Origin of the sequence: Fulvimarina thalattae (assembly GCF_040239565.1) — a bacterium.
In the GTDB taxonomy this organism is placed as follows: Bacteria; Pseudomonadota; Alphaproteobacteria; order Rhizobiales; family Rhizobiaceae; genus Fulvimarina.
In genome coordinates, this window is sequence record NZ_JBEHWS010000011.1 from 108,958 (window position 1) to 131,535 (window position 22,578).

24 protein-coding genes are annotated in these 22,578 nt (G+C 61.8%); 10 read left to right on the forward strand and 14 right to left on the reverse strand.

What is annotated here, in order from left to right; translation table 11 throughout:
* Window positions 1-7: 7 nt before the first annotated feature.
* Window positions 8-1,144, reverse strand: coding sequence for a site-specific DNA-methyltransferase (locus tag ABRA89_RS14530; protein ID WP_349942216.1), 1,137 nt, complete (start codon window positions 1,142-1,144; stop codon window positions 8-10).
* A gap of 192 nt (window positions 1,145-1,336) precedes the next feature.
* Here ABRA89_RS14530 and ABRA89_RS14535 point away from each other — a divergent pair, with 192 nt between their 5' ends.
* A complete protein-coding gene (locus ABRA89_RS14535) occupies window positions 1,337-2,032 on the forward strand; it encodes an HAD family hydrolase (RefSeq protein ID WP_349942217.1) in 696 nt (231 codons plus the stop codon).
* A 24-nt stretch (window positions 2,033-2,056) separates the two neighbouring features.
* Here ABRA89_RS14535 and ABRA89_RS14540 read toward each other — a convergent pair whose 3' ends face one another.
* Window positions 2,057-2,416 carry a gamma-butyrobetaine hydroxylase family protein gene (locus ABRA89_RS14540; RefSeq protein WP_349942218.1) on the reverse strand — a complete coding sequence of 120 codons (360 nt, stop codon included), beginning with the start codon at window positions 2,414-2,416 and terminating at the stop codon, window positions 2,057-2,059.
* Window positions 2,417-2,785: 369 nt separating this feature from the next.
* On the opposite strand from ABRA89_RS14540, the gene moaA reads away from it, so the two are divergent.
* Both moaA and ABRA89_RS14550 read left to right on the forward strand, forming a co-directional pair.
* The gene (moaA, locus tag ABRA89_RS14545) at window positions 2,786-3,775 is read left to right on the forward strand and encodes a GTP 3',8-cyclase MoaA (protein ID WP_349942253.1); all 990 of its coding nucleotides are present in this window, start codon (window positions 2,786-2,788) and stop codon (window positions 3,773-3,775) included.
* A gap of 71 nt (window positions 3,776-3,846) precedes the next feature.
* Window positions 3,847-4,332 carry a hypothetical protein gene (locus tag ABRA89_RS14550; protein WP_349942219.1) on the forward strand — a complete coding sequence of 162 codons (486 nt, stop codon included), beginning with the start codon at window positions 3,847-3,849 and terminating at the stop codon, window positions 4,330-4,332.
* A gap of 27 nt (window positions 4,333-4,359) precedes the next feature.
* Here ABRA89_RS14550 and ABRA89_RS14555 read toward each other — a convergent pair whose 3' ends face one another.
* Window positions 4,360-4,764, reverse strand: a complete 405-nt coding sequence (locus tag ABRA89_RS14555) for a hypothetical protein (RefSeq protein WP_349942220.1) — start codon at window positions 4,762-4,764, stop codon at window positions 4,360-4,362.
* 295 nt (window positions 4,765-5,059) lie between these two features.
* On the opposite strand from ABRA89_RS14555, the gene ABRA89_RS14560 reads away from it, so the two are divergent.
* The 3 genes from ABRA89_RS14560 (at window position 5,060) to ABRA89_RS14570 (ending at window position 7,808) form a co-directional block, all read left to right on the forward strand.
* A complete protein-coding gene (locus ABRA89_RS14560; protein WP_349942221.1) occupies window positions 5,060-6,268 on the forward strand; it encodes a multidrug effflux MFS transporter in 1,209 nt (402 codons plus the stop codon).
* On the forward strand, window positions 6,265-6,873 hold the full coding sequence (mobA, locus tag ABRA89_RS14565; protein WP_349942222.1) for a molybdenum cofactor guanylyltransferase: 609 nt from the start codon (window positions 6,265-6,267) through the stop codon (window positions 6,871-6,873). Before ABRA89_RS14560 ends, mobA begins: the two co-directional genes overlap by 4 nt.
* A gap of 140 nt (window positions 6,874-7,013) precedes the next feature.
* Window positions 7,014-7,808 (forward strand): ABC transporter substrate-binding protein, encoded by a 795-nt coding sequence (locus ABRA89_RS14570; RefSeq protein ID WP_349942223.1) that lies wholly within the window; start codon window positions 7,014-7,016, stop codon window positions 7,806-7,808.
* Between the two features lie 101 nt (window positions 7,809-7,909).
* On the opposite strand, the gene ABRA89_RS14575 is transcribed toward ABRA89_RS14570, so the two are convergent.
* Window positions 7,910-8,893 carry an MBL fold metallo-hydrolase gene (locus ABRA89_RS14575; RefSeq protein ID WP_349942224.1) on the reverse strand — a complete coding sequence of 328 codons (984 nt, stop codon included), beginning with the start codon at window positions 8,891-8,893 and terminating at the stop codon, window positions 7,910-7,912.
* Between the two features lie 116 nt (window positions 8,894-9,009).
* Here ABRA89_RS14575 and ABRA89_RS14580 point away from each other — a divergent pair, with 116 nt between their 5' ends.
* A complete protein-coding gene (locus tag ABRA89_RS14580) occupies window positions 9,010-9,717 on the forward strand; it encodes an ABC transporter permease (RefSeq protein ID WP_349942225.1) in 708 nt (235 codons plus the stop codon).
* Window positions 9,714-10,523 (forward strand): ABC transporter permease, encoded by an 810-nt coding sequence (locus ABRA89_RS14585; RefSeq protein ID WP_349942226.1) that lies wholly within the window; start codon window positions 9,714-9,716, stop codon window positions 10,521-10,523. Before ABRA89_RS14580 ends, ABRA89_RS14585 begins: the two co-directional genes overlap by 4 nt.
* Before the next feature lie 23 nt (window positions 10,524-10,546).
* On the opposite strand, the gene ABRA89_RS14590 is transcribed toward ABRA89_RS14585, so the two are convergent.
* The 8 genes from ABRA89_RS14590 to ABRA89_RS14625 all read right to left on the reverse strand — a co-directional run bounded on the left by ABRA89_RS14590 (window position 10,547) and on the right by ABRA89_RS14625 (window position 19,748).
* Window positions 10,547-11,953, reverse strand: coding sequence for an L-serine ammonia-lyase (locus ABRA89_RS14590; protein ID WP_349942227.1), 1,407 nt, complete (start codon window positions 11,951-11,953; stop codon window positions 10,547-10,549).
* 174 nt (window positions 11,954-12,127) lie between these two features.
* A complete protein-coding gene (locus tag ABRA89_RS14595; protein ID WP_349942228.1) occupies window positions 12,128-12,433 on the reverse strand; it encodes a type II toxin-antitoxin system RelE/ParE family toxin in 306 nt (101 codons plus the stop codon).
* A gap of 248 nt (window positions 12,434-12,681) precedes the next feature.
* Window positions 12,682-14,367 (reverse strand): PQQ-dependent sugar dehydrogenase, encoded by a 1,686-nt coding sequence (locus ABRA89_RS14600; protein WP_349942229.1) that lies wholly within the window; start codon window positions 14,365-14,367, stop codon window positions 12,682-12,684.
* The gene (locus tag ABRA89_RS14605; RefSeq protein ID WP_349942230.1) at window positions 14,360-14,815 is read right to left on the reverse strand and encodes a DUF2231 domain-containing protein; all 456 of its coding nucleotides are present in this window, start codon (window positions 14,813-14,815) and stop codon (window positions 14,360-14,362) included. The genes ABRA89_RS14600 and ABRA89_RS14605 overlap by 8 nt, the downstream gene beginning before the upstream one ends.
* Window positions 14,816-14,953: 138 nt before the next feature.
* The gene (gene pip, locus ABRA89_RS14610) at window positions 14,954-15,904 is read right to left on the reverse strand and encodes a prolyl aminopeptidase (protein WP_349942231.1); all 951 of its coding nucleotides are present in this window, start codon (window positions 15,902-15,904) and stop codon (window positions 14,954-14,956) included.
* 96 nt (window positions 15,905-16,000) lie between these two features.
* Window positions 16,001-18,226, reverse strand: coding sequence for a xanthine dehydrogenase family protein molybdopterin-binding subunit (locus ABRA89_RS14615; protein ID WP_349942232.1), 2,226 nt, complete (start codon window positions 18,224-18,226; stop codon window positions 16,001-16,003).
* Between the two features lie 5 nt (window positions 18,227-18,231).
* On the reverse strand, window positions 18,232-19,203 hold the full coding sequence (locus ABRA89_RS14620; protein ID WP_349942233.1) for an FAD binding domain-containing protein: 972 nt from the start codon (window positions 19,201-19,203) through the stop codon (window positions 18,232-18,234).
* Entirely contained in the window at window positions 19,200-19,748 is a 549-nt protein-coding gene (locus ABRA89_RS14625; RefSeq protein WP_349942234.1) for a 2Fe-2S iron-sulfur cluster-binding protein, read from the reverse strand. The genes ABRA89_RS14620 and ABRA89_RS14625 overlap by 4 nt, the downstream gene beginning before the upstream one ends.
* A 212-nt stretch (window positions 19,749-19,960) precedes the next feature.
* Between ABRA89_RS14625 and ABRA89_RS14630 the strand changes: the two genes are divergently transcribed.
* Together ABRA89_RS14630 and ABRA89_RS14635 are read left to right on the forward strand one after the other, a co-directional pair.
* A complete protein-coding gene (locus ABRA89_RS14630) occupies window positions 19,961-20,236 on the forward strand; it encodes a type II toxin-antitoxin system ParD family antitoxin (RefSeq protein WP_349942235.1) in 276 nt (91 codons plus the stop codon).
* Window positions 20,229-20,525 (forward strand): type II toxin-antitoxin system RelE/ParE family toxin, encoded by a 297-nt coding sequence (locus ABRA89_RS14635; protein ID WP_349942236.1) that lies wholly within the window; start codon window positions 20,229-20,231, stop codon window positions 20,523-20,525. The genes ABRA89_RS14630 and ABRA89_RS14635 overlap by 8 nt, the downstream gene beginning before the upstream one ends.
* Here the strand turns inward: ABRA89_RS14635 and ABRA89_RS14640 are convergent, their stop codons facing one another.
* Window positions 20,526-21,107, reverse strand: coding sequence for a DUF447 domain-containing protein (locus ABRA89_RS14640; protein WP_349942237.1), 582 nt, complete (start codon window positions 21,105-21,107; stop codon window positions 20,526-20,528). It abuts the gene before it with no gap.
* Between the two features lie 34 nt (window positions 21,108-21,141).
* Window positions 21,142-22,572, reverse strand: a complete 1,431-nt coding sequence (locus ABRA89_RS14645; protein ID WP_349942238.1) for a DUF6513 domain-containing protein — start codon at window positions 22,570-22,572, stop codon at window positions 21,142-21,144.
* Between the last annotated feature and the right edge of the window lie 6 nt (window positions 22,573-22,578).

Here is a 22,578-nt window from a genome sequence, read left to right on the forward strand (position 1 = left end):
ACGTTTGTCAGGCACTTGCCGCCGTCGCCATGCGCTGGCGGGCAACCTGGCGAAGCTCGTCGATCGGCGTCAGCCTCTGGCCTTCTTTGACGTGCCAGAAGGTCCAGCCGTTGCAGGCATCGAGACCCTGAACCCGAGCGCCGATGCGATGGATCGAGGCGGCGTCATTTCCGACGGCGATCGTGCCGTCAGCCCGCACGCGCGCCCGGTATCGGCGCTTGGAGTCGGTAAGTTCCGTCCCCGGCGTCACGAGCCCTGCTTCGACGAGGCTCGCAAACGGCACCCGTGGCTCGGCGCGCTTGCCTGCGGCCATCTTGAGATCGTCGTCGTCCAGCGGCTCGATCTCCGCGATCCGCTGCCGGGCGATCTTCACATACTCGTCTTCGCGCTCGATACCGACGAAGTCACGGCCAAGACGCTTGGCGACGGCGCCTGTCGTGCCCGTCCCGAAAAACGGATCGAGGACGACATCTCCCGGCTTCGTCGAGGCCATGAGGATGCGGGCGAGCAGGGCTTCCGGCTTCTGCGTCGGATGGGCCTTCACGCCGTCCTCGTCCTTCAGGCGCTCACCGCCCGAGCAGATCGGGAAGAGCCAGTCCGAGCGCATCTGAACGTCGTCGTTCGACGCCTTCAGGGCTTCGTAGTTGAACGTGTAGCTCTTGGCCTTGGCATCGCGCGAAGCCCAGATCAGCGTCTCGTGGGCGTTCTGAAAGCGCTTGCCGCGGAAGTTCGGCATCGGGTTCGTCTTACGCCAGACGATGTCATTGAGGATCCAGTAGCCGAGGTCCTGAAGGCTCGCGCCGACCCGGAAGATGTTGTGATAGGAGCCGATCACCCAGAGGGTGCCGTTCGGCTTCAGAACGCGCCGCGCTGCGAGCAGCCAGGCACGGGTGAAGGCGTCATAGGCCTGAAAGCTCTCGAACTGGTCCCAGGCGTCGTCGACAGCATCCACCTTGGAATGGTCAGGCCGCATCAGATCGCCGCCGAGCTGCAGGTTGTAGGGGGGGTCGGCGAAGATCGCGTCCACCGATTCGGACGGAAGGCGCTCCATCTCCGTCACGCAATGACCCTGCAGGATCTGGTTCCGCCAGTCGATCTCTGGAAATGGCTGACTGTGGACGAGAACGGGTCCGCTACGCTTCATACTCAACACCGCCGCTTGACTTCGGTTTTCAACAGGTCTTTCGCGGAACAGAGTTACCGAACGCGGTTAATTACCGATGAAAACGCGGAGCGATCCGCGACGAAATCCGATAGCCTCAGGCTTGGCGGTGCGGCGGCGCCCGTGATACCGCAGCGCGAAAACTCTCACACGCCTTCCGAAGGACCCTCAACGATGTCCATGCCCAAGCTGATGATCTTCGATTGCGACGGCGTTCTGGTCGACAGCGAAATCATAGCCGCGGATGTCGAGGCCAAGCTGATCGCCGAATACGGTGTCGAGATGAGTGCCGAGGACCTGGCAACACGTTTCGCCGGCCTGACCTTTCCGGTGATTCTCGAAAAGATCAGCGAAGAGAGCGGGCAGCCCATGTCGGCCAACCTCATCGAGCGCGCCGATGCGGAGATCGACCGACGCCTCGGCGAGGAGGTCGAGGAACTCGCCGGTGCGCGTGAGGCAATCGAAGCCTTTGCGGCGCAGGGCGTTCCGTTCTGCATCTGCTCAAATTCCTCCTCCCAGCGGTTGGAAATCGAGCTCGAGCATGTCGGTCTCAGGGATTACTTCGCCTCGAATGTCTTTGCCGCCCGCGAGGTCGGCACCAAGAAGGGCAAGCCCGCACCCGACGTCTTCCTCCATGCCTGCGAGACCTTCGGCGTGAAACCGTCGGACGCCTTCGTCGTCGAGGATTCCGTGCACGGCGTCGCGGCCGCAAGTGCCGCCGGCTGCCGTGTCGTCGGTTTTACCGGCGCGAGCCACACATATCCGGGGCACGCGGAAGCGCTCGCAGAGGCTGGCGCAACGACCGTCATCAGCAAGCTGAAAGACCTCCCCGCGACCGTCGAGGCATTGGCGGAGTTCGGTGAGATATGAGGCTTAGCGTCCGAGCCTGAGCGCTCAGCGCGGCAAGCCCTTCTCTTCCAGTTCCTGGAGATAGGCTGCCCATTTCTTGTCCTTCTCCTCGGTCAGCTCGGCGAGATAGGTCCAGGAAAAAAGCCCGGTATCGTGGCCGTCGGAAAAGCTGATCTTGATGGCGTAATTGCCGACGGGCTGGATGTTTCGGATTGCGACGTCGCGCTTGCCGAACTGGGTCTTGCGATCGGAGGGCCGGTGTCCCTGCACTTCGGCAGACGGGGAGTGGACGCGCAGATATTCGGCCGAAAGCTCTTCCGGACCCCGCTCTGGCCAGGCGAGCGTGATCGTCCGCTTGTCCTTGGAGACGCGGATTTCGCTCGGGGTCGTCTGGCGCGCGGTCATGCGGAATATCCTTCGGAAGTTTGTTGAGGCGACAGGACGTCTTCTCTTCCTACCAATGGCGATCTGGCTTCGCGCGGACAAGCCCTTTCGATCGGTCACCGCCCGCACATACCGAGCCCGCTTCAGACCGCTGCCGGGCCACGCGGCTTGATCCCTCGCAGGAAGGCATCCACATTCGGTACCGGACACGCCTCATACCAAAGCCTCTGTTCTCGCCCGATCTTCGTCTGCTAAGACCATGTGATGACCAAGACCACGCTCTTCAAACAGGATGGCCTCCCGGCCTTCAGACCCCCATCGGATGCGATCGAGGTGCGGCGTGGCGGCGCGAAGCCTGCGCTTGCTGGCCTCACGGGTGCGGATAGCGAGATGGTCGACCCGTTCGGTCGCCACATCACTTATCTACGCGTCTCGGTGACGGATCGCTGCGACTTTCGATGCGTATACTGCATGGCCGAGGACATGGAGTTCCTGCCAAAGCGCGATCTTCTAACGCTGGAAGAGCTCGACCGGCTGTCGACCACCTTCATCGCCAAGGGTGTGAAGAAGTTGCGCCTCACCGGCGGAGAGCCGCTGGTGCGCAAGAACATCATGCACCTGATCCGCTCGCTCTCCCGGCATCTGGAGACCGGCGCTCTCGAAGAACTGACCCTGACGACCAACGGTTCGCAGCTGAAGCGATTCGCAAAAGATCTCGCCGATGCCGGCGTCCGCCGACTGAACGTCTCGGTCGACACGCTCGACGCCGACAAGTTCCGCCAGATCACTCGCTGGGGTGAACTCAAGAAGGTAATGGAAGGCATCGACGCAGCGCAGGAAGCCGGCATTCACGTCAAGCTCAACGCCGTAGCGCTCAAGGGCTTCAACGACGCCGAAATTCCCTCGATGATCGAATGGGCCCATGGCCGCGGCATGGACATGACCCTGATCGAGACCATGCCCATGGGCGAGATCGACGAGGACCGAACCGACCAGTATCTGCCGCTCAGCCAGGTGCGCGCCAACCTCTCGCGTCAATGGACACTCAGCGACATTCCGTTCAAGACCGGCGGCCCGGCCCGCTATGTCGAAATCGCCGAAACCGGCGGGCGCCTGGGCTTCATCACGCCGATGACCCATAATTTCTGCGAGAGCTGCAACCGGGTCCGCGTCACCTGCACCGGTACGCTGTTCATGTGCCTCGGTCAGGAGGATGCTGTCGATCTTCGCGAGCCTCTACGCTCGTCCGAGGGCAACGAATTGCTCGCTGAGGAAATCGACCGCGCGATCCTGCGTAAACCAAAAGGCCACGACTTCGTTATCGACAGGAAGACGCGTGGACCATCCGTATCCCGCCATATGAGTGTGACGGGCGGCTGAGGCTTGTTCAGCATGGGTTAAGGCCGGGTCTGCGAGCGTTGTAAAACGACTGCAACAACAGGTTGAGACCGATGATCCGCTTGATTTCGACTATCGCGGCAGCTTCGATCGCTGCCGTCACAGCCTTTTCACCCGCCAGCGCCGACGATCTGTTCTATAAGAACGAGCGTTACGGCACGAGCGCGACCTTCCCGACAGAGCTTTTCCCCGACCGCCTTCCGGCGCCGACGAATGGCGATGGCCTGGGCTGGAGTTCGCCGGATGGTGCCGAAATCTTCATCTACGCGCGGGAAAACCAGGGTGGCGAGACTCCGAAATCGATCATCGCCAGCCGCGCTGATGCGGACGACATGACCTACAAGGCATCCGGCAAGCGCTGGGCCGTCGTGTCCGGCTATCTCGACGGTCGCATTTTCTACGAGCGCTATATCTTCCGCGGCAACCTGATCCATTCGGTCGCCATCCGTTATCCGAAAAGCGCGCGGGAGACCTACGATCCGATCGTCGGCGAGGTCACCAACTCGCTTCGCGGCCCGTCAGCGCCATTGCAGGGCTAGAACGAGCCGCGAAAGCGAACGTCGCGCTTATCGGGTCGCGGCCGCTTCGGCAGCTCCGGAATATTCCGCATAGGCGGTGGCCACCACGCCGACGGCGGCGGCTCCGTCCAGTTCGGCCTCATCGCCCAGCATCTGAACCGTCGTGTTTTGTGGCATCGTCTGCATCGCTGCGCGCACCTGCAATTCGACCTGAATGGCGATCGCGCGCGCCTTCTCCTTAACACCGAAGGCATTCGGCGCGTCTTCGATCAGGCCGAACATGCTCGGTTGGAGGGAAGCGCCAGTTCGCGTGTCATCACTTCCTCGCGCTTCCTCGGAGTTGAAGGTTGACGTATCGGTGTTTTGCGAGAGGGGGCTGATCGTCGGGTCGGGTTTTGGTCCCGCGGCTACGGCGCCCCTGTGGTGCTCGCTTTCTATCGATCCGGAGAGCATCGCAAATCCTTTCGGTGCTACATCAAAGCATTGATGAAAGAATAATCGCTGCAAATTTCTGACGCCGCGTTGCAGAATTCGGTGCTATTTAATGAAAAACAACCATAACGCGAGACCCGCCGACTAACCCCATAGTGCAGGAAGCGCGAGGCTTTGACAGATCGTCGCCATCGGGTCCAGCCTCCCCAAATTCTCCATGGCTCTATATTGCGGCAAGACCGCCGCGCCGCGGTCACGACATTGGGCGCGAACCGAATCTGCCGCGCCGCCTTCCGCAGTTCATGAGACTTCCCCTTTGACCACCGCACCGACAACCTCCGTTCCGGATGAGACCGTACGCAAGCCGATGCTGATCACGCTGATGATCGCATCGGCTGTTTCCCCGCTCGCCATCAACATCTTCATTCCCTCCATGGCGACGATCGCCGAAGCCCTCGGAACCGACGGGCCTACCGTCGGCCTCGGCCTCTCGCTCTATCTCGTCGCAGTCGCATTGCTGCAGATCGTCGCCGGGCCGCTTTCGGACCGGTTCGGTCGGCGTCCGGTCATCATCGGTGGCATGGTGCTGTTTCTCATCGGTACAGCGATCTGTCTTTTCGCCGAAACGATCGGCTGGTTCCTGATCGGCCGCATCGTCCAGGCGGCGAGCGCCACCGGCATTGCCCTCTCGCGTGCCGTGGTCCGCGACGTCTATTCGCGGCGGCGTTCGGCAGCGATGATCGGCTATGTCACGATGGGCCTAGCGGTCGCGCCGATGATTGGCCCGGCGATTGGCGGCGTGATGGATACCTGGCTCGGGTGGCGCAGCGTCTTCTGGCTTCTGATGGTGCTCGGCGTCCTGACGCTCGCGCTCGTCCTGTCAGATCTTAACGAGACCAATCCCAATCTCGGTGCGCCGATGACGCGCCAGCTCTCGAATTACGGCAAGCTCTTCTCCGAGCCGAGTTTCTGGATCTATGCCGGAACCGGCTCGTTCATCACCGCCGCATTCTTCGGTTTTCTTGGCGGGGCGACCTTCGTCTCGGTGGAAGTCCTCCATCTGACGCCGGCCGAATACGGTGTCTGGTTCATCCTTTGTCCGCTTGGTTATGCCATCGGCAACTTCCTGACCGGACGCATTTCGGAGCGCGTCGGCATCAAGCGGATGATGGTGATAGGCTCCGCCCTCACACTCGTCGCAGTGCTGGCGATCCTGATCCCGATCCTGCTGGATCTCCTGACGCCGCTCACCCTCTTCGGGCCGATGATCCTTCTCGGGATCGGCAACGGCATGACCCTGCCGTCCGCCACCGCTGGCGGTGTCAGCGTCCGAACGGATGCGGCGGGCGCGGCAGCCGGCCTGCTCGGCTCGGCACAGATCGGTCTCGGCGCCGTCGCTTCCTCGATCGCAGCGGCATTCGCGGTTGGCCCTTCCGCGGCAACCAGCCTTGCCCTCGTCATGCTGGTCGCTGCCGTTCTGGCGCTCGTCTTTTCGCTTCTCGCACCGCGGGTGTCCGAAGCATGAGGGCGGGCGCGATCATACTTGCAGCCGGGCGCGGCTCGCGCATGGGCGAGGACGGCGAGCCCAAGCCGCTCCGCAACCTCGCCGGGCGCCCCATGATCGCCCATGTCGTCGAACGGCTGGCTGGAATATCGCCGATCCTTGTCAACGCTCCGGCGGACGGGACTTTCGACAAGTTCGGCGATGCCGTGGTGCCAGACATTCGGGCAGGATTTCAGGGCCCACTCGCGGGCATCGAGACCGGGCTATCTGCACTTGATACCGACTACGAAGAAACGACCCACGCCCTCGTTTTTCCCTCGGATACGCCTTTCCTGCCCCAAGATGTCGCCGCCCGGCTCATCGCCGAGGCATCGGAGCGCGAGATCATCGCCGCCGAACATGGCGGGCGCCTGCATCCGACGGTCTCTCTCTGGCCCGTCACGCTGCTTTCGACGCTGACCCGGTGGCTCGACGACGAGCGCCCACGCGCCCTACGCCATTTTCTCGGGCATGTCGGCTATCGCACCATCTCGTTCGACGGCGATGGGCGCAACGAGGGGATCGACCCTTTTGCCAATATCAACACGCCGGAAGAGCTGGCTGTGGCCGAGAGATCTTTCGGCTGAGACGCTCAACTGAAGAGAATCAATTGTCTTCGTGACGATATCCATGCCAACATTGCCGCAATCCGCGCCATGCCTGTTTTGCAGGCGGCGGCTCATCTCGGCGGATCGCCGAAAACACCAATAAAAATCATGGAGTATCCATGCTGAAAGTCCTGACAACCGCTCTCGTCTCCGCAACGCTCCTCACCGCCGCCCCGGCCTTCGCCCAGGAAAGCGATGCCGACAAGGACTGGTCGAACGTCGTCGTCGGCACCGAAGGCGCCTACCCGCCGTTCAACTTCCTTGATGCATCCGGCGAGCTTCAGGGCTTCGACGTCGACATCGCCAAGGCGCTCTGCGAGGAGATGAAAGTCGAGTGCAGCTTCGTGACCCAGGAATGGGACGGCATGATTCCGGCGCTCCAGAACGGCAATTTCGATCTTCTGATCGCCTCGATGTCGATCACGCCCGAGCGCCAGGAACAGATCGATTTCACGAACAAATACTACAATACGCCGCCGGCACTCGCTGTCCTAAAGGATTCCGACATCGCGGACACCACCGAGGAGGCTCTATCGGGCAAGACGATCGGCGCCCAGGTCTCCACGACCCATGCCCGAGCCGCGCAGGAATACTTCCCGGATGCCGAGGTGCGCCAATACCCGTCGGCCGAAGAATACAAGCTCGACATCGAATCGGGCCGCGTCGACGCGGTGGTCGATGACGTCGTCGTTCTGGACGAATGGCTGAAGAGCGATGCCGGCTCATGCTGCAAGTTGCTCGGCACGTTGCCAGCCGAAGAGGAAATCTACGGCGAAGGCATCGGCATCGGCCTCAGAAAGGGCAACGAGAAGCTGAAAGGCATGGTCAACGATGCCATCGCGGCGATCCGCGAAGACGGCACCTACGAGGAAATCCAGTCGAAGTATTTCGACTTCGACGTCTACGGCGAGTAAGCTCCTTGCCGGCTCTCCCGGCATCTCAGGCAAACGAAAACCCGGCGCGCGGAACCGCACGCCGGGCCTTTTCTGCTTCGTTCGGGCAGAATGGCCGATCGTCAGCCGTTCGAGCTGCCGATAACGTAATTCCAGTCGGACGGGATGAAGCGATAGGCTTCGCCCTCGCCGCTTCCCGTCACGAGATGGCCGACGCTCGGGAACGCGACATGCATGCCGGCAATGCGCGTCCGATTCGCAGCAACATCCTCGAACAGCGCTTCGCGTGTGGCAATCGCCTCTTCCGGCGCGTTGTCGAATGCAATGCCGACACCGGGTTTGCGGAACTGGATCGGTCCGGCATGGACGATGTCACCCCAGATAAGCAGGCTTTCTTCGCCGGACTGCACCGTGTAGCCGACATGGCCCGGCGTGTGCCCGAAGAGTTCGCGCGCCGTGATGCCGGGCACGATCTCGCTGTCACCGGTGAAGGTCTCGACCTTGTCGCCGGCCGTTTCCATCGCCGTGCGCGCCGTATCGAAGAAGCCCTTCGCCGAGTCCGGCGCAGCGTCGCGGTTTTCCGTCGAGGTCCAGAAGTCGAACTCGTTCCGATGAACGTGAACGGTCGCATTCGGGAAGGCGAGCTCACCGTCGCGCACAAGACCGCCGACATGGTCCGGATGAAGGTGGGTGAGAAGAACCGCATCGATATCCTCGGGCGGAATATCGGCAGCGCTCAGCCGGTCCTGCAGCTTGCCCATCTCGGGGAAGGCGCCGGCGCCGCCCGTATCGACCAGAACCGTGCTGTCCGGCAGATGGACCACATAGGCATTGACGCCCGTCGTCACCGGCGGCTCGCCCTGGAACGCGTCCTCAAGGATCTGCCGCGCCTCGTCGGCGGAAATATTCGAAAGAAGGCTCGGATCGAGATCGAGGTAGCCGTCGGAAACAGCGGTGACGACGGCATCGCCCACCTTGATCTGCTGGACCGGCAGAACCTGCGACGTTGGCATGGCGACCTTCGCGGACGCAGGAGCCGGCACGAAGCGCAGCGCGATGGGCGCGAGCGCGGCACCGGCGACGAAATGACGGCGACTGATAGCCATGGAATTCCTCCTAGCTGGTTTCGTTCACGCATGAACTTATCGCGCAGGCGTTCGCCGACAACGAAACGGATCGTTTCCCGCGAACACGTCACAGGCCTTTCGGTTGGAGGCTTTGAATGGAAGCCCTGACGCTTCTTGGCTTCGGCGATACCGGCTGGGGCGACGATATCGCCTATGGCGTCTTCGTCACCGCCTCGCTTGCCATTTGCACCCTGCCGATCGGTCTCGTCGTCGGCTTTTTGCTGTCCCTTGCCAAACAGTCCGGCGACCGCCTCCTCTTCGTCTCGGCCAATATCTACACGACTATCTTTCGTGGCCTGCCGGAGCTCCTGACGCTGTTTCTCGTCTATTTTGGCGTCAACAGCTTGCTGAAGAGCTTAACCGACGCGACCGGCCTGCCGGACATCGCGCTGTCGAGTTTCGTCTCCGGCATGATCGCGCTCGGCTTCGTCTTCTCCGCCTTCGCATCCGAGGTCTTCGCTGCCGCCTTCCGCGCGATCCCGAAGGGCCAGTACGAGGGTGCGAATGCGCTCGGAATCGGCACGTTCAAGACGATGCGGCTCGTCATCTTCCCGCAGCTCATCCGCATCGCCCTGCCCGGCCTCACCAATCTCTGGATGATCCTTCTGAAGGACACTGCGCTCGTCTCGGTCATCGGCCTGACGGATATCCTGCGCCAGTCGCAGATCGCGGCGCGTGTCACGCGTGAGCCGTTCCTGTTCTTCGGAACCGCGATCCTACTCTACCTCGTCCTGACGCTCATCTCCTCGATTGCGGTCGGGCGGATCGATCGCTGGGCGAAACGCGGCGAGGCGGCGCGATGACCGATCTCACAGCATCCGCGCCGCCGCCGGTGGAAAAGAAGCGTCCCGGCATCGCCGGCATCGTCTTCGCCTGTTTCTGGGCGCTCGTCTTTGCGGCCCTCGCCTTTTACATCATCGCGAACTGGGACCCGGCACTCTTTGCCCGCTACGGCGTGCCTTATCTCGAAGGCCTCTGGGTCACGGTGTCGCTCGTCCTCTCGAGCTTCGTCTGTGGCGCGTTCGTATCGCTGCCGATCGCCTTCGGGCGCATGTCGCATCATTTACTCGCTCGCGGCCCGTCTTTTTTCTTCGTCTATTTCTTCCGCGGCACACCGCTGATCGCGCAGATATTCCTCGTCTATTACGGCTTCGGCGAGTTTCGCGAATATCTCGACGCGATCGGTCTCTGGTGGTTCTTCCGTGAGGCCTGGTTCTGCGCGCTCTTCACACTGACGCTGAACACCGCCGCCTATCAGGCGGAAATCCTGCGCGGCGCCATCGAAAGTGTGCCCAAGGGCCAGTGGGAGGGCGGACGTTCGCTAGGGATATCACGCCCCGTCATCTTCTCGCGGATCATCCTTCCGCAGGCGATGATCGTCGCGCTGCGCCCTTATGCCAACGAGCTGATCCTCCTGATCAAGGGCTCGGCGATCGTCGCTATCATCACCGTCTACGATCTCTTCGGCATCACGCGTCAGGCCTATTCGCGGACCTTCGACTTCCAGACCTATATCTGGGCGGCCATACTATACCTCGTCATCGTCGAGGTGCTGCGACGCCTGACGAATGTCGCCGAAGCCCGGCTGACCAAGCACTTGCAACGATAGCTATCGACTCTACAGAATGCTCCTCAGCACTCCGGCAGATTGACCGCGAGACCGCCTTGCGAGGTTTCCTTGTAGCGCTCCGACATGTCGATGCCGGTCTGGCGCATGGTCTCGATGCAGTTGTCTAGGGGCATGAAGTGGGTGCCGTCGCCGTGCAGGGAGAGCGAGGCGGCAGAGACGGCTTTGATGGCCCCGAAGCCATTGCGCTCTATGCAGGGCACCTGGACAAGGCCGTTCACCGGGTCGCAAGTCATGCCGAGATGGTGCTCCAGCGCGATCTCGGCGGCGTTCTCCACCTGCTCGTTGGTGCCGCCCAGCGCCGCGCAGAGGCCGGCGGCCGCCATCGCCGAGGCCGAGCCGACCTCGCCCTGGCAGCCGACCTCGGCCCCCGAGATCGAGGCATTGTGCTTGACGAGCGCGCCGATTGCTGCGGCCGCAAGAAGGAAGGTGCGGATGCCCTCGTCGCTCGCGCCGATGCAGTGGTCGCGGTAATAGCGGATGACGGCGGGAACGACGCCGGCCGCACCATTCGTCGGTGAGGTGACGACGCGTCCGCCTGCCGCGTTCTCCTCGTTGACAGCCATGGCGTAGACCGAAAGCCAGTCGTTCTTGGAATAGGGCTGGGTCTGGTTGCGGCCTTCATCCGCGGTCAGGCGGTCAGCGATGCGCTTGGCGCGGCGCTTCACCTTCAGGCCGCCGGGCAATTGGCCCTCCTGGCTCATGCCCCGATCGATGCAGCCGCGCATGGCGTCCCAGATATGATCGATCCGGTCGTTCAGCGCATGGCGCTCGAGATGGATTTCCTCATTGGCCCGCTTCATCTCGGCGATAGTCAGTCCGCTCTCGCGGCCCATCTGAAGCATCTCGACGGCCGTGCCGAATGGATAGGGATAGCCGAGCGCCTTCTTGCCCTGTTCCAGCCCTCCCTTGCGGTTTTCCTTGGAGGCGGTGAGCTGGGCCTCGGACATGACGAAGCCGCCGCCGACCGAATAATAGATCGACCGTAGAATGCGCGTCCCGGCCTCGTCATAGGCCTCGAAGGTCATGCCATTGGCATGGCCCTCCCGCCGCGTGTCGTAGTCGAAGACGAGATCGGTCTCGGGGTCGAAGGCGAGCCGGCCGAAGCCCTCCACAGAGACGCTTCTGTCGGCTTTCAGTTTTTCCAGAAGCGGCTGGATATCGTCGGGATCGATCTGGTCGGCGCGCTCACCAAGAAGGCCGAGGCAGACGGCGTTGTCGCTGGCATGGCCCTTGCCGGTCCAGGCGAGCGAGCCGTGCAGCCGTACCCTGAGGCGCACCGGCGGCTCACCATCGTCTGGAAGAGCCCGAACCTCTTCGAGAAAGCGCGTCGCCGCCACCATCGGGCCGATCGTGTGAGAGCTCGATGGACCGATACCGATCTTGAAGATGTCGAAGACGCTGATGAACATGGGTGCCCTGCCAATTTTGCCAATCAGCTACGCTGCCACGAATAGCAAAGGCGATGAAATAGGCGACGCTCGTGCCAATGCGCGCGACGTTATACAGGTTCCAGTTGCAACGCAGGCAGCCTTTCCCGGCTTGCATACGCTACCTACCCCGATTTTCTCGTGGCGCGAACGACCCTATGGATACTGCCGTTTCGTATGAATGATCGTCTGGACGTCGAGTTGCAGGGGGTCCGGAATCGAATAGACGATCAGATAAGGAATTCGAGGAACCTTCAGCTCACGTGTTCCCTCGACACGGCCCGGTCTTCCGAGGAGCGGAAAGCGCTCGAGATAATAGATCGAAGCCAGCAGGCTATCGATCGTGCGTCGAGCGGAAACTTCGTCGTCTCTGGCAATGAATTCGAAAATCGTATCGAGATCGGCTTCCGCGACGCTCGATAATCTAACGTGCATCGAGCCCGTATTTGGCGGCAACTTCATCGAGCGGCCGATACTCAAGTTCGCCAGCCCGCGCCTTCTTCATCACACCTTCGATTTTCTGACGCGCCCAGCGGTCATGATCCGATTCAGCGTGGCTGGAATCGACTGGTAAGTCGTGGCGCGGGTTTCTGATCGAACTCATGGTTTGAAGATATGATGAAATGGAGCTCAAAGCCAGTCATTGCTTGCGGGCATCAGCAAAAGGCGGCACCATTTCGGTACCGCTTTTAAACTCCGCATTGTCAGCCTTACTGCGCTTCCTCGGAGCCAGCATCGACCGTTCCTTCCGGAAGCACGGCCGGCGCGATGTCCGTCTGGGACGGCTCGCTCGGCGAACCGGTCTGCTGCGCGCCCGAATCGTTGGACTCCCCGTTCGCATCGGACGACTGGGCATCGGACGAAGTTTCCTCACCACTCTCGCTCGACTGCTCGGGCGCATTCCCGGACGGCTCCTCGGAGGATGATGGTTCTTCGCCTGTACCGGCTGAGGAAGCCGCATCGGTCGCAGAGCCAGATGGTTCATCACCGCCCTGCTCTTCGCCGCCAGCTTCGGCCATCGAAACACGGTCCGTGCCGATTGCCTCGTCGGTGACGGATCCATCGGCCGCGGCAACGCGCCAGACCGTGTTCCCTGAATCGTCGGCAACCAGCAAAGCGCCCGTTCCGTCGATCCCGACGCCGACTGGCCGGCCGCGGGCATTGTCGCCGTCGAGGAAGCCGGTCACGACCTCCTGCGGCATGCCCGATGGCTCGCCGTTCTCAAAGGGCACATAAACCACGTGATAGCCGTTGAACTGGTCACGGTTCCAGGAGCCGTGCTCACCGATGAAGGCGCCGCTCGCATATTCATCCGGCAGGGCCGAGCCGTAGGAGAAGGTCAGGCCCAGCGCGGCGACATGGCTTGAAAGCGCATAATCCGGCGATATCGCCTGTTCCACCATGTCCGGCCGACGCGGCATCACGCGCTCGTCTACGTGGTCGCCGTAATAGCTCCACGGCCAACCGTAGAAACCGTCCTCATGCACGGAAGTCATGTAGTCCGGCACGAGGTTCGGCCCCAGCTCGTCGCGTTCGTTGACGACGGTCCAGAGCTCGCCGGTTTCCGGATGGAAGGTAAGGCCGTTCGGATTGCGCAGACCCGAAGCGTAAACCCTTGAGGCACCGGTCTCCCGGTCGATCTCCCAGATGGCCGCCCGGCCCTTCTCGGCTTCGAGGCCGCGCTCGACGATATTGGAATTCGACCCGACCGAAGCGTAGAGCATCTCGCCATCCGGGCTCAGCGCCAGATCCTTGGTCCAGTGGTGGTTGATCGGACCGCCCGGCAGCGGTGTTACGAGTGTCGGCTGCTCACTGATCTGCGCCTGACCGAGCTGGTATGGATAGGAAATAACCGCCTCGGTGGTCGCGACATAGAGCGTATCGTCCACCCATGCGACGCCAAAGGGCGATGCAAGATCGGTGAGGAGATCGGACCGCTCGTCGACCTCGCCGTCGCGATTGGTATCGCGCAGCAGCGTGATCTTGTTGGTCTCCGGCGGGTTGCCGCCTCCGCCACCATGGGCAATCGACATGATCCAGCCACGGATATAGTCCTTCGGCCGATTGAGAGGCTTGCCAGACGGCCCCTTCGACTGAACGACAAGAACATCGCCGTTCGGCAGCGTATGGACCGTACGCGGATTGCCAAGATCCTGCGCGTAAGGCGTGATCGTCAGACCATCGGGAACCGTCGGGGCTTCCCCATTTTCCCATCCGACCACGGTCGCGACCTTCATGGCAGGCAGGATCGAATTGGTCGGTTCCGGCAAGGCCGGATCGGGACCGAACTGGCGGGAAAGATCGAAATCATTGTCGCTGCAGGCGCCAAGCGCCATAAGCGCCACGGCGCTAGCCGAAACAGCCAGGATACGGGTTGTGCGGACGGACTTACTCATAATTCGAAACTCCAACGCCATGCTTGAAAACCAGGGACCGACCGAGCCAGGACGTCATGAAGATGACGATCACCGTCACCACCGACAGAGCGAGGCCCCAGGGCATTACGGCGGTCCATCCGTCGCCGGCATGGACGAGACTGTTGAAGAAGGCGAGGATCATGGTCGCGAGAAAGCCGATGGCATAAGGCCAGGTCGAGGACTGCTCGCGGATACTCCGGCTACCGATGAGATCGATCACACCAGCAATCAGCGCGATGCCGCCGAAAACGAGACCTGCGAGAAGTAGCCAAGCCGAAAAATCCTGCCAGAGCAGATTGGCAGTCAGAAGGTAAAAGATGTCGGTCAGCAGAACGAGCGTGAAGCAGACAGTTGGAAATTGAGAAAACATCGCATGAACCGGCTGCCCGCCGATTGATGCGGTGGCTCTTGGGTGCGGATAGTCCATCGAAAAGTCCCGTTCAGATGCAAAGGGTCATGTTCCTGCATAAGAACGGTGCGACGGGCATAGTTCCTGCGACATATCGCAAAAAGCGTGGGCGGGTGGCAATTTGGTGCTTCCCTACGCTTCAAAGATCAATCGATCCTAAGCGGCAAACCGATCTGTCGCCTCGATCAGCTTGTCGAGAATACCCGGTTCATCGAAGGCGTGTCCGGCGCCCTCGACAAGATGAAAGGCCGCATCGGGCCAGGCTTTGGCGAGAGACCAGGCCGAGCGTGCGGGACATGGCATGTCGTAGCGTCCGTGGATGATCGCGCCAGGAATGCCCGAGAGCTTGTTTGAATCTCTTAAGAGCTGCCCCTCCTCCAACCAGCAACGATGCGTAAAATAGTGGTTCTCGATGCGCGCGAAGGCGAGCGCGAAGTGGCCGTCGGCAAAGAGGTCTGCCAGCTCGTCGCTCGGGTGAAGCTTGATCGTGCGAGCCTCCCAGGTGCTCCACGCCTTGGCGCAAGCCAACCTTTCAACTTCATCGTCACCGATCAGACGCCTGCGATAGGCAGCGATCATGTCGCCGCGTTCCGCTTCAGGAATCGGGGCCTGAAAGCGCTCGAACTCCTCCGGGTACATCTCCGAGACGCCAAACTTATAGTACCAGTCGAGCTCCGCACTGGTGACGAGATAGACGCCTCGCAAAACGAGTTCACTGACGCGGTCGGGATGCGTCTCGGCATAAGCGAGCGCCAAAGTGGAGCCCCAGGAGCCGCCAAAAACCTGCCATTTCTCGCACCTCATCACATCGGCCCGTAGCCGTTCGATATCGGCGACCAGATGCCACGTCGTATTTGCATCAAGGGATGCGTGCGGGGTCGAGCGCCCGCAGCCGCGCTGATCGAAGAGGAGAATGTCGTAGCGGTCCGGATCGAATACCCGGCGCTGATCGGCCGTGCACCCACCGCCCGGCCCGCCGTGCAGGAAGACGACCGGTTTGCCACCCTTCGTGCCGCAGCGCTCCCAATAGACCTGATGGCCATCGCCGACATCGAGCATGCCGGTCTCGTAGGGCTGGATCGTCGGGTAGAAGGTTCGCAGCGTCATGGCACCATCGTCTTGTCGCGGATTTGGTATGCGCGGCATATACGCAAAAAAGGGCCGGTTTCCCGACCCTTTTTCGATTGTCGATCTGTGTGCCCCTCAGGCAGCCGTCAGATAATCGTCCGGCAGGCCGGCAAGCACCTTGTCGAGGGTTGCCGGATAATCCCGGATGCGCACGCCGCAGGCGTTGTAGATCGCGTTGGTGATCGCGGCGCCGACACCTGCGATCGCGAGTTCACCGATACCCTTGCCCGCGAGCGGGCTCGCGTGGGGATCGCGATCTTCAAGAAGCACTACGTCAAGCTTGGGCACGTCGGCATGGACCGGCACGTGGTACTCGGCAAGATCGTGGTTGACGATCAGGCCGTTGCGCTTGTCGACGACGAGGTCCTCTTCGAGCGCGTAGCCGATACCCCAGATTTGACCGCCGTAGCACTGGGATGTGGCCGTCTTCTCGTTGAGGATGCGGCCCGCCGCACCGACGGTCAGCAGACGGCGAATACGCGTTTCGCCGGTGACGACGTTGACGCCGACCTCGCAGAAATGCGCGCCGTAGCTCGCCTGATGGGTCTCTTCGGCCTGCTTGCCCGGCTCGATTTTGCCGGTAACGGAGATCGCCTCGCCCTTCAGGATGTCAGCGAACGGAATTTGCTTATTGCCCGAAATCGCGTGACCGTCCTTGAGGGTGAGCGTCTCCGCATCGGCGTCGATGCGGCTTGCAAGCTCACGGATGAGAGCCAGGGAAGCGACGTAGACCGACGAACCGGCCGAGTTTGCGCCCCATGAGCCGCCGGAACCGGACGATTGGGCAAAACGGGAGTCGCCCAGTTCCACATCCACCATATCGAGCGGCAGACCAAGCATCTCGGCCGCGATCTGCTGCAGGATGGTGTAAGTTCCGGTGCCGATATCGGTCATGCCGGTCCGCACCGTGGCGCGTCCATCTGCGGCCATCTCGATCTCCGCCGCCGAGGGCATCAGATCGTTCTTCCGGCTTGCCGACGACATGCCATATCCGATGAGCCATTCGCCCTCGCGACGCGAACCGGGCGTCTTCGGCCGATCCAGCCATCCGAAGCGCTTCGAACCTTCTTCGATGCAATCGATCAGGCGACGCGACGAAAATGGCGTGTCGTCCTGCGGATTGACCTCAGGCTCGTTCATCCGGCGAAACTCCACCGGATCGATACCAAGGGTTTCCGCGAGTTCGTCGAGCGCGCTTTCAGTCGCCAACATGCCCGTCGCCTCACCGGGCGCGCGGCAGGCTGATGCCATCAGGACGTCTGTTTCCACGATATTGTGCGAAATGATCCGGTCCTTGCCGGGATAAAGGAAGACCGTGGAAATGCCCGATGGCTCGAAGAAGCCGTTGCCCGGCGAATTCGTCGTGTCGGTCTCATGCGCAAAGCAGGTGATCTTCCCCGCTTTCGTCGCGCCGATGCGCACCCGCTGCACCGTCTCGCCGCGCCGCGACGTCGCCTGGAAGACGTTCTGGCGGGTCAACGCGATTTTGACGGGCTTTCCGATGGCAATGGACGCGTTCGCGGCCATGACAGCGTCTGGGCCAAGACCCAGCTTGGAACCGAAGCCGCCGCCGATATAGGGGCTGTGGACCGTGATCTTGTCCTCATCGATACCGGTATGCTTGGCGAGCTGGCCGGGCGCGGTTTCGAGAAGCTGATGCGAGGTCCAGACGGTCAGATGGTTGCCATCCCACTTCGCCGTCGTTGCATGCGGTTCCATCGCCGCAGCCTGATAGGACGGCGTCGTATAGGTCTGGTCGAACTTGACCTCAGCCTCGGCAAAGGCGTGCTCGAAATCGCCACGGGTCTGGTTCGGCTCCATCGGCATCGAAGCCGGCTCGCGGACCGTGTGGCGGTTGGTGATGTCGAAACGTCCTTCCGTTTCGGAGTATTCCACCTTCACGAGCTTCGAAGCGTGGCGTGCAGTTTCGAACGTGCCGGCGATGACAACCGCGACAGGCTGGTTGTAATGGAACACCTCGCCGTCGATGGTCTGGGCCGCCGGAGCCATTGGCTGTGAGGCGGCACGGACAATTTTCTCGCCCGAAATGACCTTCAGGACACCGGGGATGGCCTCGGCCGCGCTGGCATCGACCGATTTGATCGTGCCCTTCGCGATGCTCGCCGGCACGATGAAGCCGTAAGCCACATCCTCACCGCCGAGATGCTCGTAGGCATAAGGCGCTGTGCCCGAGACCTTGAGTTTGCCCTCGTAGCGGGGCGCACCCTTCCCGATGACACCCTGCGTATTGCGATCGAGGCGCGTCTCGCCGATCGCATCGTCCATGACGTGCTTGTTCATATCGTTCACGCTCCTTGCGTTGCTTCGGCGAGCACGGAAATAAGAGTGCGCCGCGCGAGCGGGATCTTGAAATCGTTCTCGCCCTGGCCCTGTGCATCAGCCAAAAGGGCATCTGCGACATCCTCGAAGAGCTTGCGCTTCGGCGTCTCGCCGATCAGCATCTCCTCGATCTTCGGATCGCGCCATGGCTTGTGGGCGAGGCCGCCGAAGGCAAGACTCGCTTCGGAGATCGCGCTCCCGTCAGTCTTGATGATCGCGGCCACCGATACCAGCGCGAACGCGTAGGACGCACGGTCGCGGACCTTGCGATAGGCGTGATAGCCAGCCTTCGGCTTGGGAAGGCGAATGTTGACGATCAGCTCGCCCTCTTTCAGCTCGTTCTCGATGTGGGGCGTGTCGCCCGGCAGTCGGTAGAAGTCCTTGAGCGGGATTTCGCGCTCATGGCCATCCGCCTGCTGGGTCTCGACCACTGCATCGAGCGCCATCATCGCGACGGCCATATCCGACGGATGGGTCGCGATGCAGTTGCTCGAAGTGCCGAGAATCGCATGGATGCGATTGAAGCCGCCGATCGCATCGCAGCCCGAGCCCGGCTCGCGCTTGTTGCAGCGGCGGGAGGTCTCGTAGAAATAGCCGCAACGCGTGCGCTGAAGCAGGTTGCCGCCGGTCGAAGCCTTGTTGCGGAGCTGGCCGGACGCACCCGCAAGCAGCGCGCGGGAGAGCACCTCGTAGTTCCGGCGGATGCGCTCGTCGGCCGCGAGGACGGAGTTCGTCACCAACGCGCCGATCTTCAGACCGCCATCTTCGGTTTCCTTGATTTCGTTCAGCGGAAGCCGGGTGATGTCGACGAGTTTTTCCGGCGTCTCCACCTCGAGCTTCATCAGATCGAGAAGATTGGTGCCACCGGCGATGTACCGACCACCCAGCGTGCGAGCCTCGCCGACGCTTTGTGCGCGGGAATATTCAAACGGTCTCATGCGGGCTCCTTGGTCTTGCTGGCTGCGGTCTCGATCGCGTCGACGATGTTCGGATAGGCCGAGCAACGGCAGAGATTGCCGCTCATACGCTCGCGGATTTCATCGCCGGAGAGTTCGGTTCCGGTCTTGATGTCCTTGGTGACATGGCTCGGCCAGCCATCGCCGACCTCGCCCAGCATGCCGACGGCCGAAACGATCTGGCCGGGCGTGCAGTAGCCGCACTGATAGCCGTCATGCTCGACGAAGGCAGCCTGCATCGGATGCAGGTTTTCGGCGGTACCGAGACCCTCGACGGTGGTGATCGTATCGTTCTCGTGCATGACCGCGAGGGTCAGGCACGAATTGATGCGACGGCCGTTGACGAGCATCGTGCAGGCACCGCACTGGCCGTGGTCGCAGCCCTTCTTCGAGCCGGTGAGTGCAAGATGGTCGCGGCAGGCATCGAGCAGGGACGTACGCGGATCGATATCGAGCGTATGGTCCTTGCCGTTGATTGAAAGTGTGACGTTCACGGAGATTTCCCCTTCGCTTCTCGGGACGCTCAATCTGAGGCTCTCCGGGTGAGGCGCCAGATTGGAACGATTCGAAGTCTTGCGGGAAACTAAGGGGCAGACGAAAAGGTTCGAGGGTGAACGCTGTTTTCGTTTAGCGGCGAAACGACGCCGGATGTTCGGAGGCACCACACCGCCAAGCTTGTCATGGAGCTTGCGAGAGCGCATGTTGTTGTTGTGATCTACGAAACTGCAACGAGTCTTCGATGACCTCTCAGCGATCCGAAGAGCTTACGGTAACGCTGCCCACCGAACAGGTCCGTCTCATGAAGTCCGCGATCGAGAGCGGCTCCTACGACACCAATAGCGACATTATCAGAGATGCACTGAAGCTTTGGGAGCAGAAGGAGGCGGTGGAGCGCGCGGATCTTGAGCGGCTCAGGCGCGCCTACGCCGAAGGCATTGCCAGTGGCCCCGCGCAACCCTTCGATAGGGACAAATTCTTTGACGAGCTGAAATCCAACAAGGCCTCTGGTGGCTGAATACCGTCTTACGCCGAGGGCCGAGAAAGACCTTCGTTCGATCTGGGCGACGATCGCAACCGATAGCGAACGGCATGCCGACCGTCTTCTGACACGCCTCCTCGACAAATTCGAGCTTGCGTCGGATCAGCCGCGAATGGGTGTCAGCCGGCCTATGATCGCGCCAGAGGTGCGGCTGTTATTCGAAGACAACTATATCGCGCTCTACAAGCCGTCTGATTACGGTATCGAAGTTATCGCCATTGTTCATGGTATGCGCGAACCGGGTCGTTGGCTGTCTGAAGAATGATCAACCTCCAGCTTCCATCTCCACCCGCGCCAGATGCTCGATGATCTTCTCCAGTAGCCAGCCGAACGCCTGATGTTCCGCCGGGCCGGCGGTCTTGTCGACAGCGATCTTCAGATAGGCGATCTCGTCCTCGATCTTTTCGGCAGGCAACATGTGAAGGCGTGAGGCAAGGATTGCGGCTTCGAGGACAGCGGCCTTGGCCCGGTTCATGCCGGTGAAGGGCGCATGGGTTTCCGATGAGATTACCTTGCAGCGATAGCGCGGACGCTGCTCGTCCTCCTTCACGTCGACGACTTCGAGGACGTCGTGCGACAGGGCGGCCTCCAGACGGGGAATGTCGCAGCCGGCGATGTCGGTCAGCGGCCAGGTCTTTCGTCCTGTCAGGCAGCCGGCGAAGATCAGGGCGTCGTCGGTGTAGTTGACCACGGCCCGGCGGCTCGCCTCGATGTTCTCCAGAGTCGTCGATGGGCGGAACGGGGCAACGATCCAGTGATCGCCGTCCTGTATGATGCCAAGCGGTGCGATATGCACTTCGCCGTCCGCCGATTTCGTCGTCAGCACGCTTTCGCGGATATAAGGCATCCCGCTTCACTCCTTCTGCGCCGGCAATCGAGGCTCAAGCGTTCGAGCCGCCGTCTTCCGTCTTTGATTTCTTTTCGGTCTTCGCCTTCAATGTGTGGCCGGCCTTTTCCAGCCGAGTCCGGTCCTCTTCGCGCACCACTGCGCCCACGCCGAAATCGAGCGGATTGTCCTGCGCATAGCGCTTGCCGAGGCTCCAGGCGATCTCCGCCTTCTGGAGCTCCGCGCCGAGATAAAACGCATGGCCGATATCGTCGCCGACATCGATATGCGGAAAGAAGTCGAAGGCGTCTCGTTCGATTGCGTGGACATCCCGGTTGTAGAGATGAATGCCCGTCTCACTCGTCTGGATGCGGTAGTTCCGGTCTTTCACGTCGGCCGCCATCTCGGCGACCTCCTGTGGTGTCGCCGCGAAGGGCCGGACGTCGTGAACCTGCGCAAGACCCGGCGCATAGCCGCGCGGCAGGGCATTGTCGCGCTTGGCCGCAAAGAGCATGCGCCGTGCGAGATCGTGCTCCGCGATCGTCTTTCGCGTGTGCGGGCTCACATGGACGATCAGCAGGTGGCCGATATCGAGTTCCGAACAGATGCCGAGCAGCATTGCCGTAATGCCGGACGTATCGGCATCGGTGAGCTCGGTCAGATTGCCGGTACCCATCAGCATCTCGATACCGGGATAGCGCTCCCGAACCTGGTGATAGCGCACCAGCGAGGCGGAGAAGCCGAAATGGATCGGGTCCAGGATCGGGTCCGCCATGAAGCGGATGCCCATCGCCCTCGCCTTCTCGATCGCGCGGCCGAGTGAGGCCATATCGTGCGGCGCGGCCGGCACCAGCACCGGCATCACGTCGTATCCCTCCGCCAGATCGAGGGTCTCCTCGGTCAACGAGAGCACATGATCGGCCCCGGCGGCGATCGCGCGCCGCAACTCATCGCGATCGGCGGAGTCGACGCTGACGGCAAAGCCATCCGCCTTCAGAGCGGCAATCGCCTCTTCCATGTGGTCGAAGGGGGTATCCGGCAGGCAACCGAGATCGATGACGTCGGCGCCTTCGGCGCGCATCGGTTTGGCACGGGCGACGATCTCCTCCACCGAAAGCGCCGAGGCGTCGACGATCTCGGCGAAGATGCGCATGGCGTGCTTCGAAAGGTCAGGCGGCGGCCCCTTGCGGCCGAGATGGGCCGGCAGATCGGCCAGCTCGTCCGGCCCTCGCTCGAAGGGAACGCCGAAACTCTTAGAAAGCCGGTCGAGATCCGCGCGGCAACGGCCCGGCAGCATGACGCGATCTGCTTCCACGGGCTTTTGCAAGCGCCGCTCGATGATGTCGCCTGTCGCAAGCGCTGCGACCTTCACGCCGATATCGGCGATCGCCCAGTCGAATTCCGTCTCACCGAGACCTTCGAGCAGGCGTTCGAGCCGGGGCCGGGCGAGATGCCCTGTCAGAAAGAGAATGCGTTCGCGCGCCATGGACCG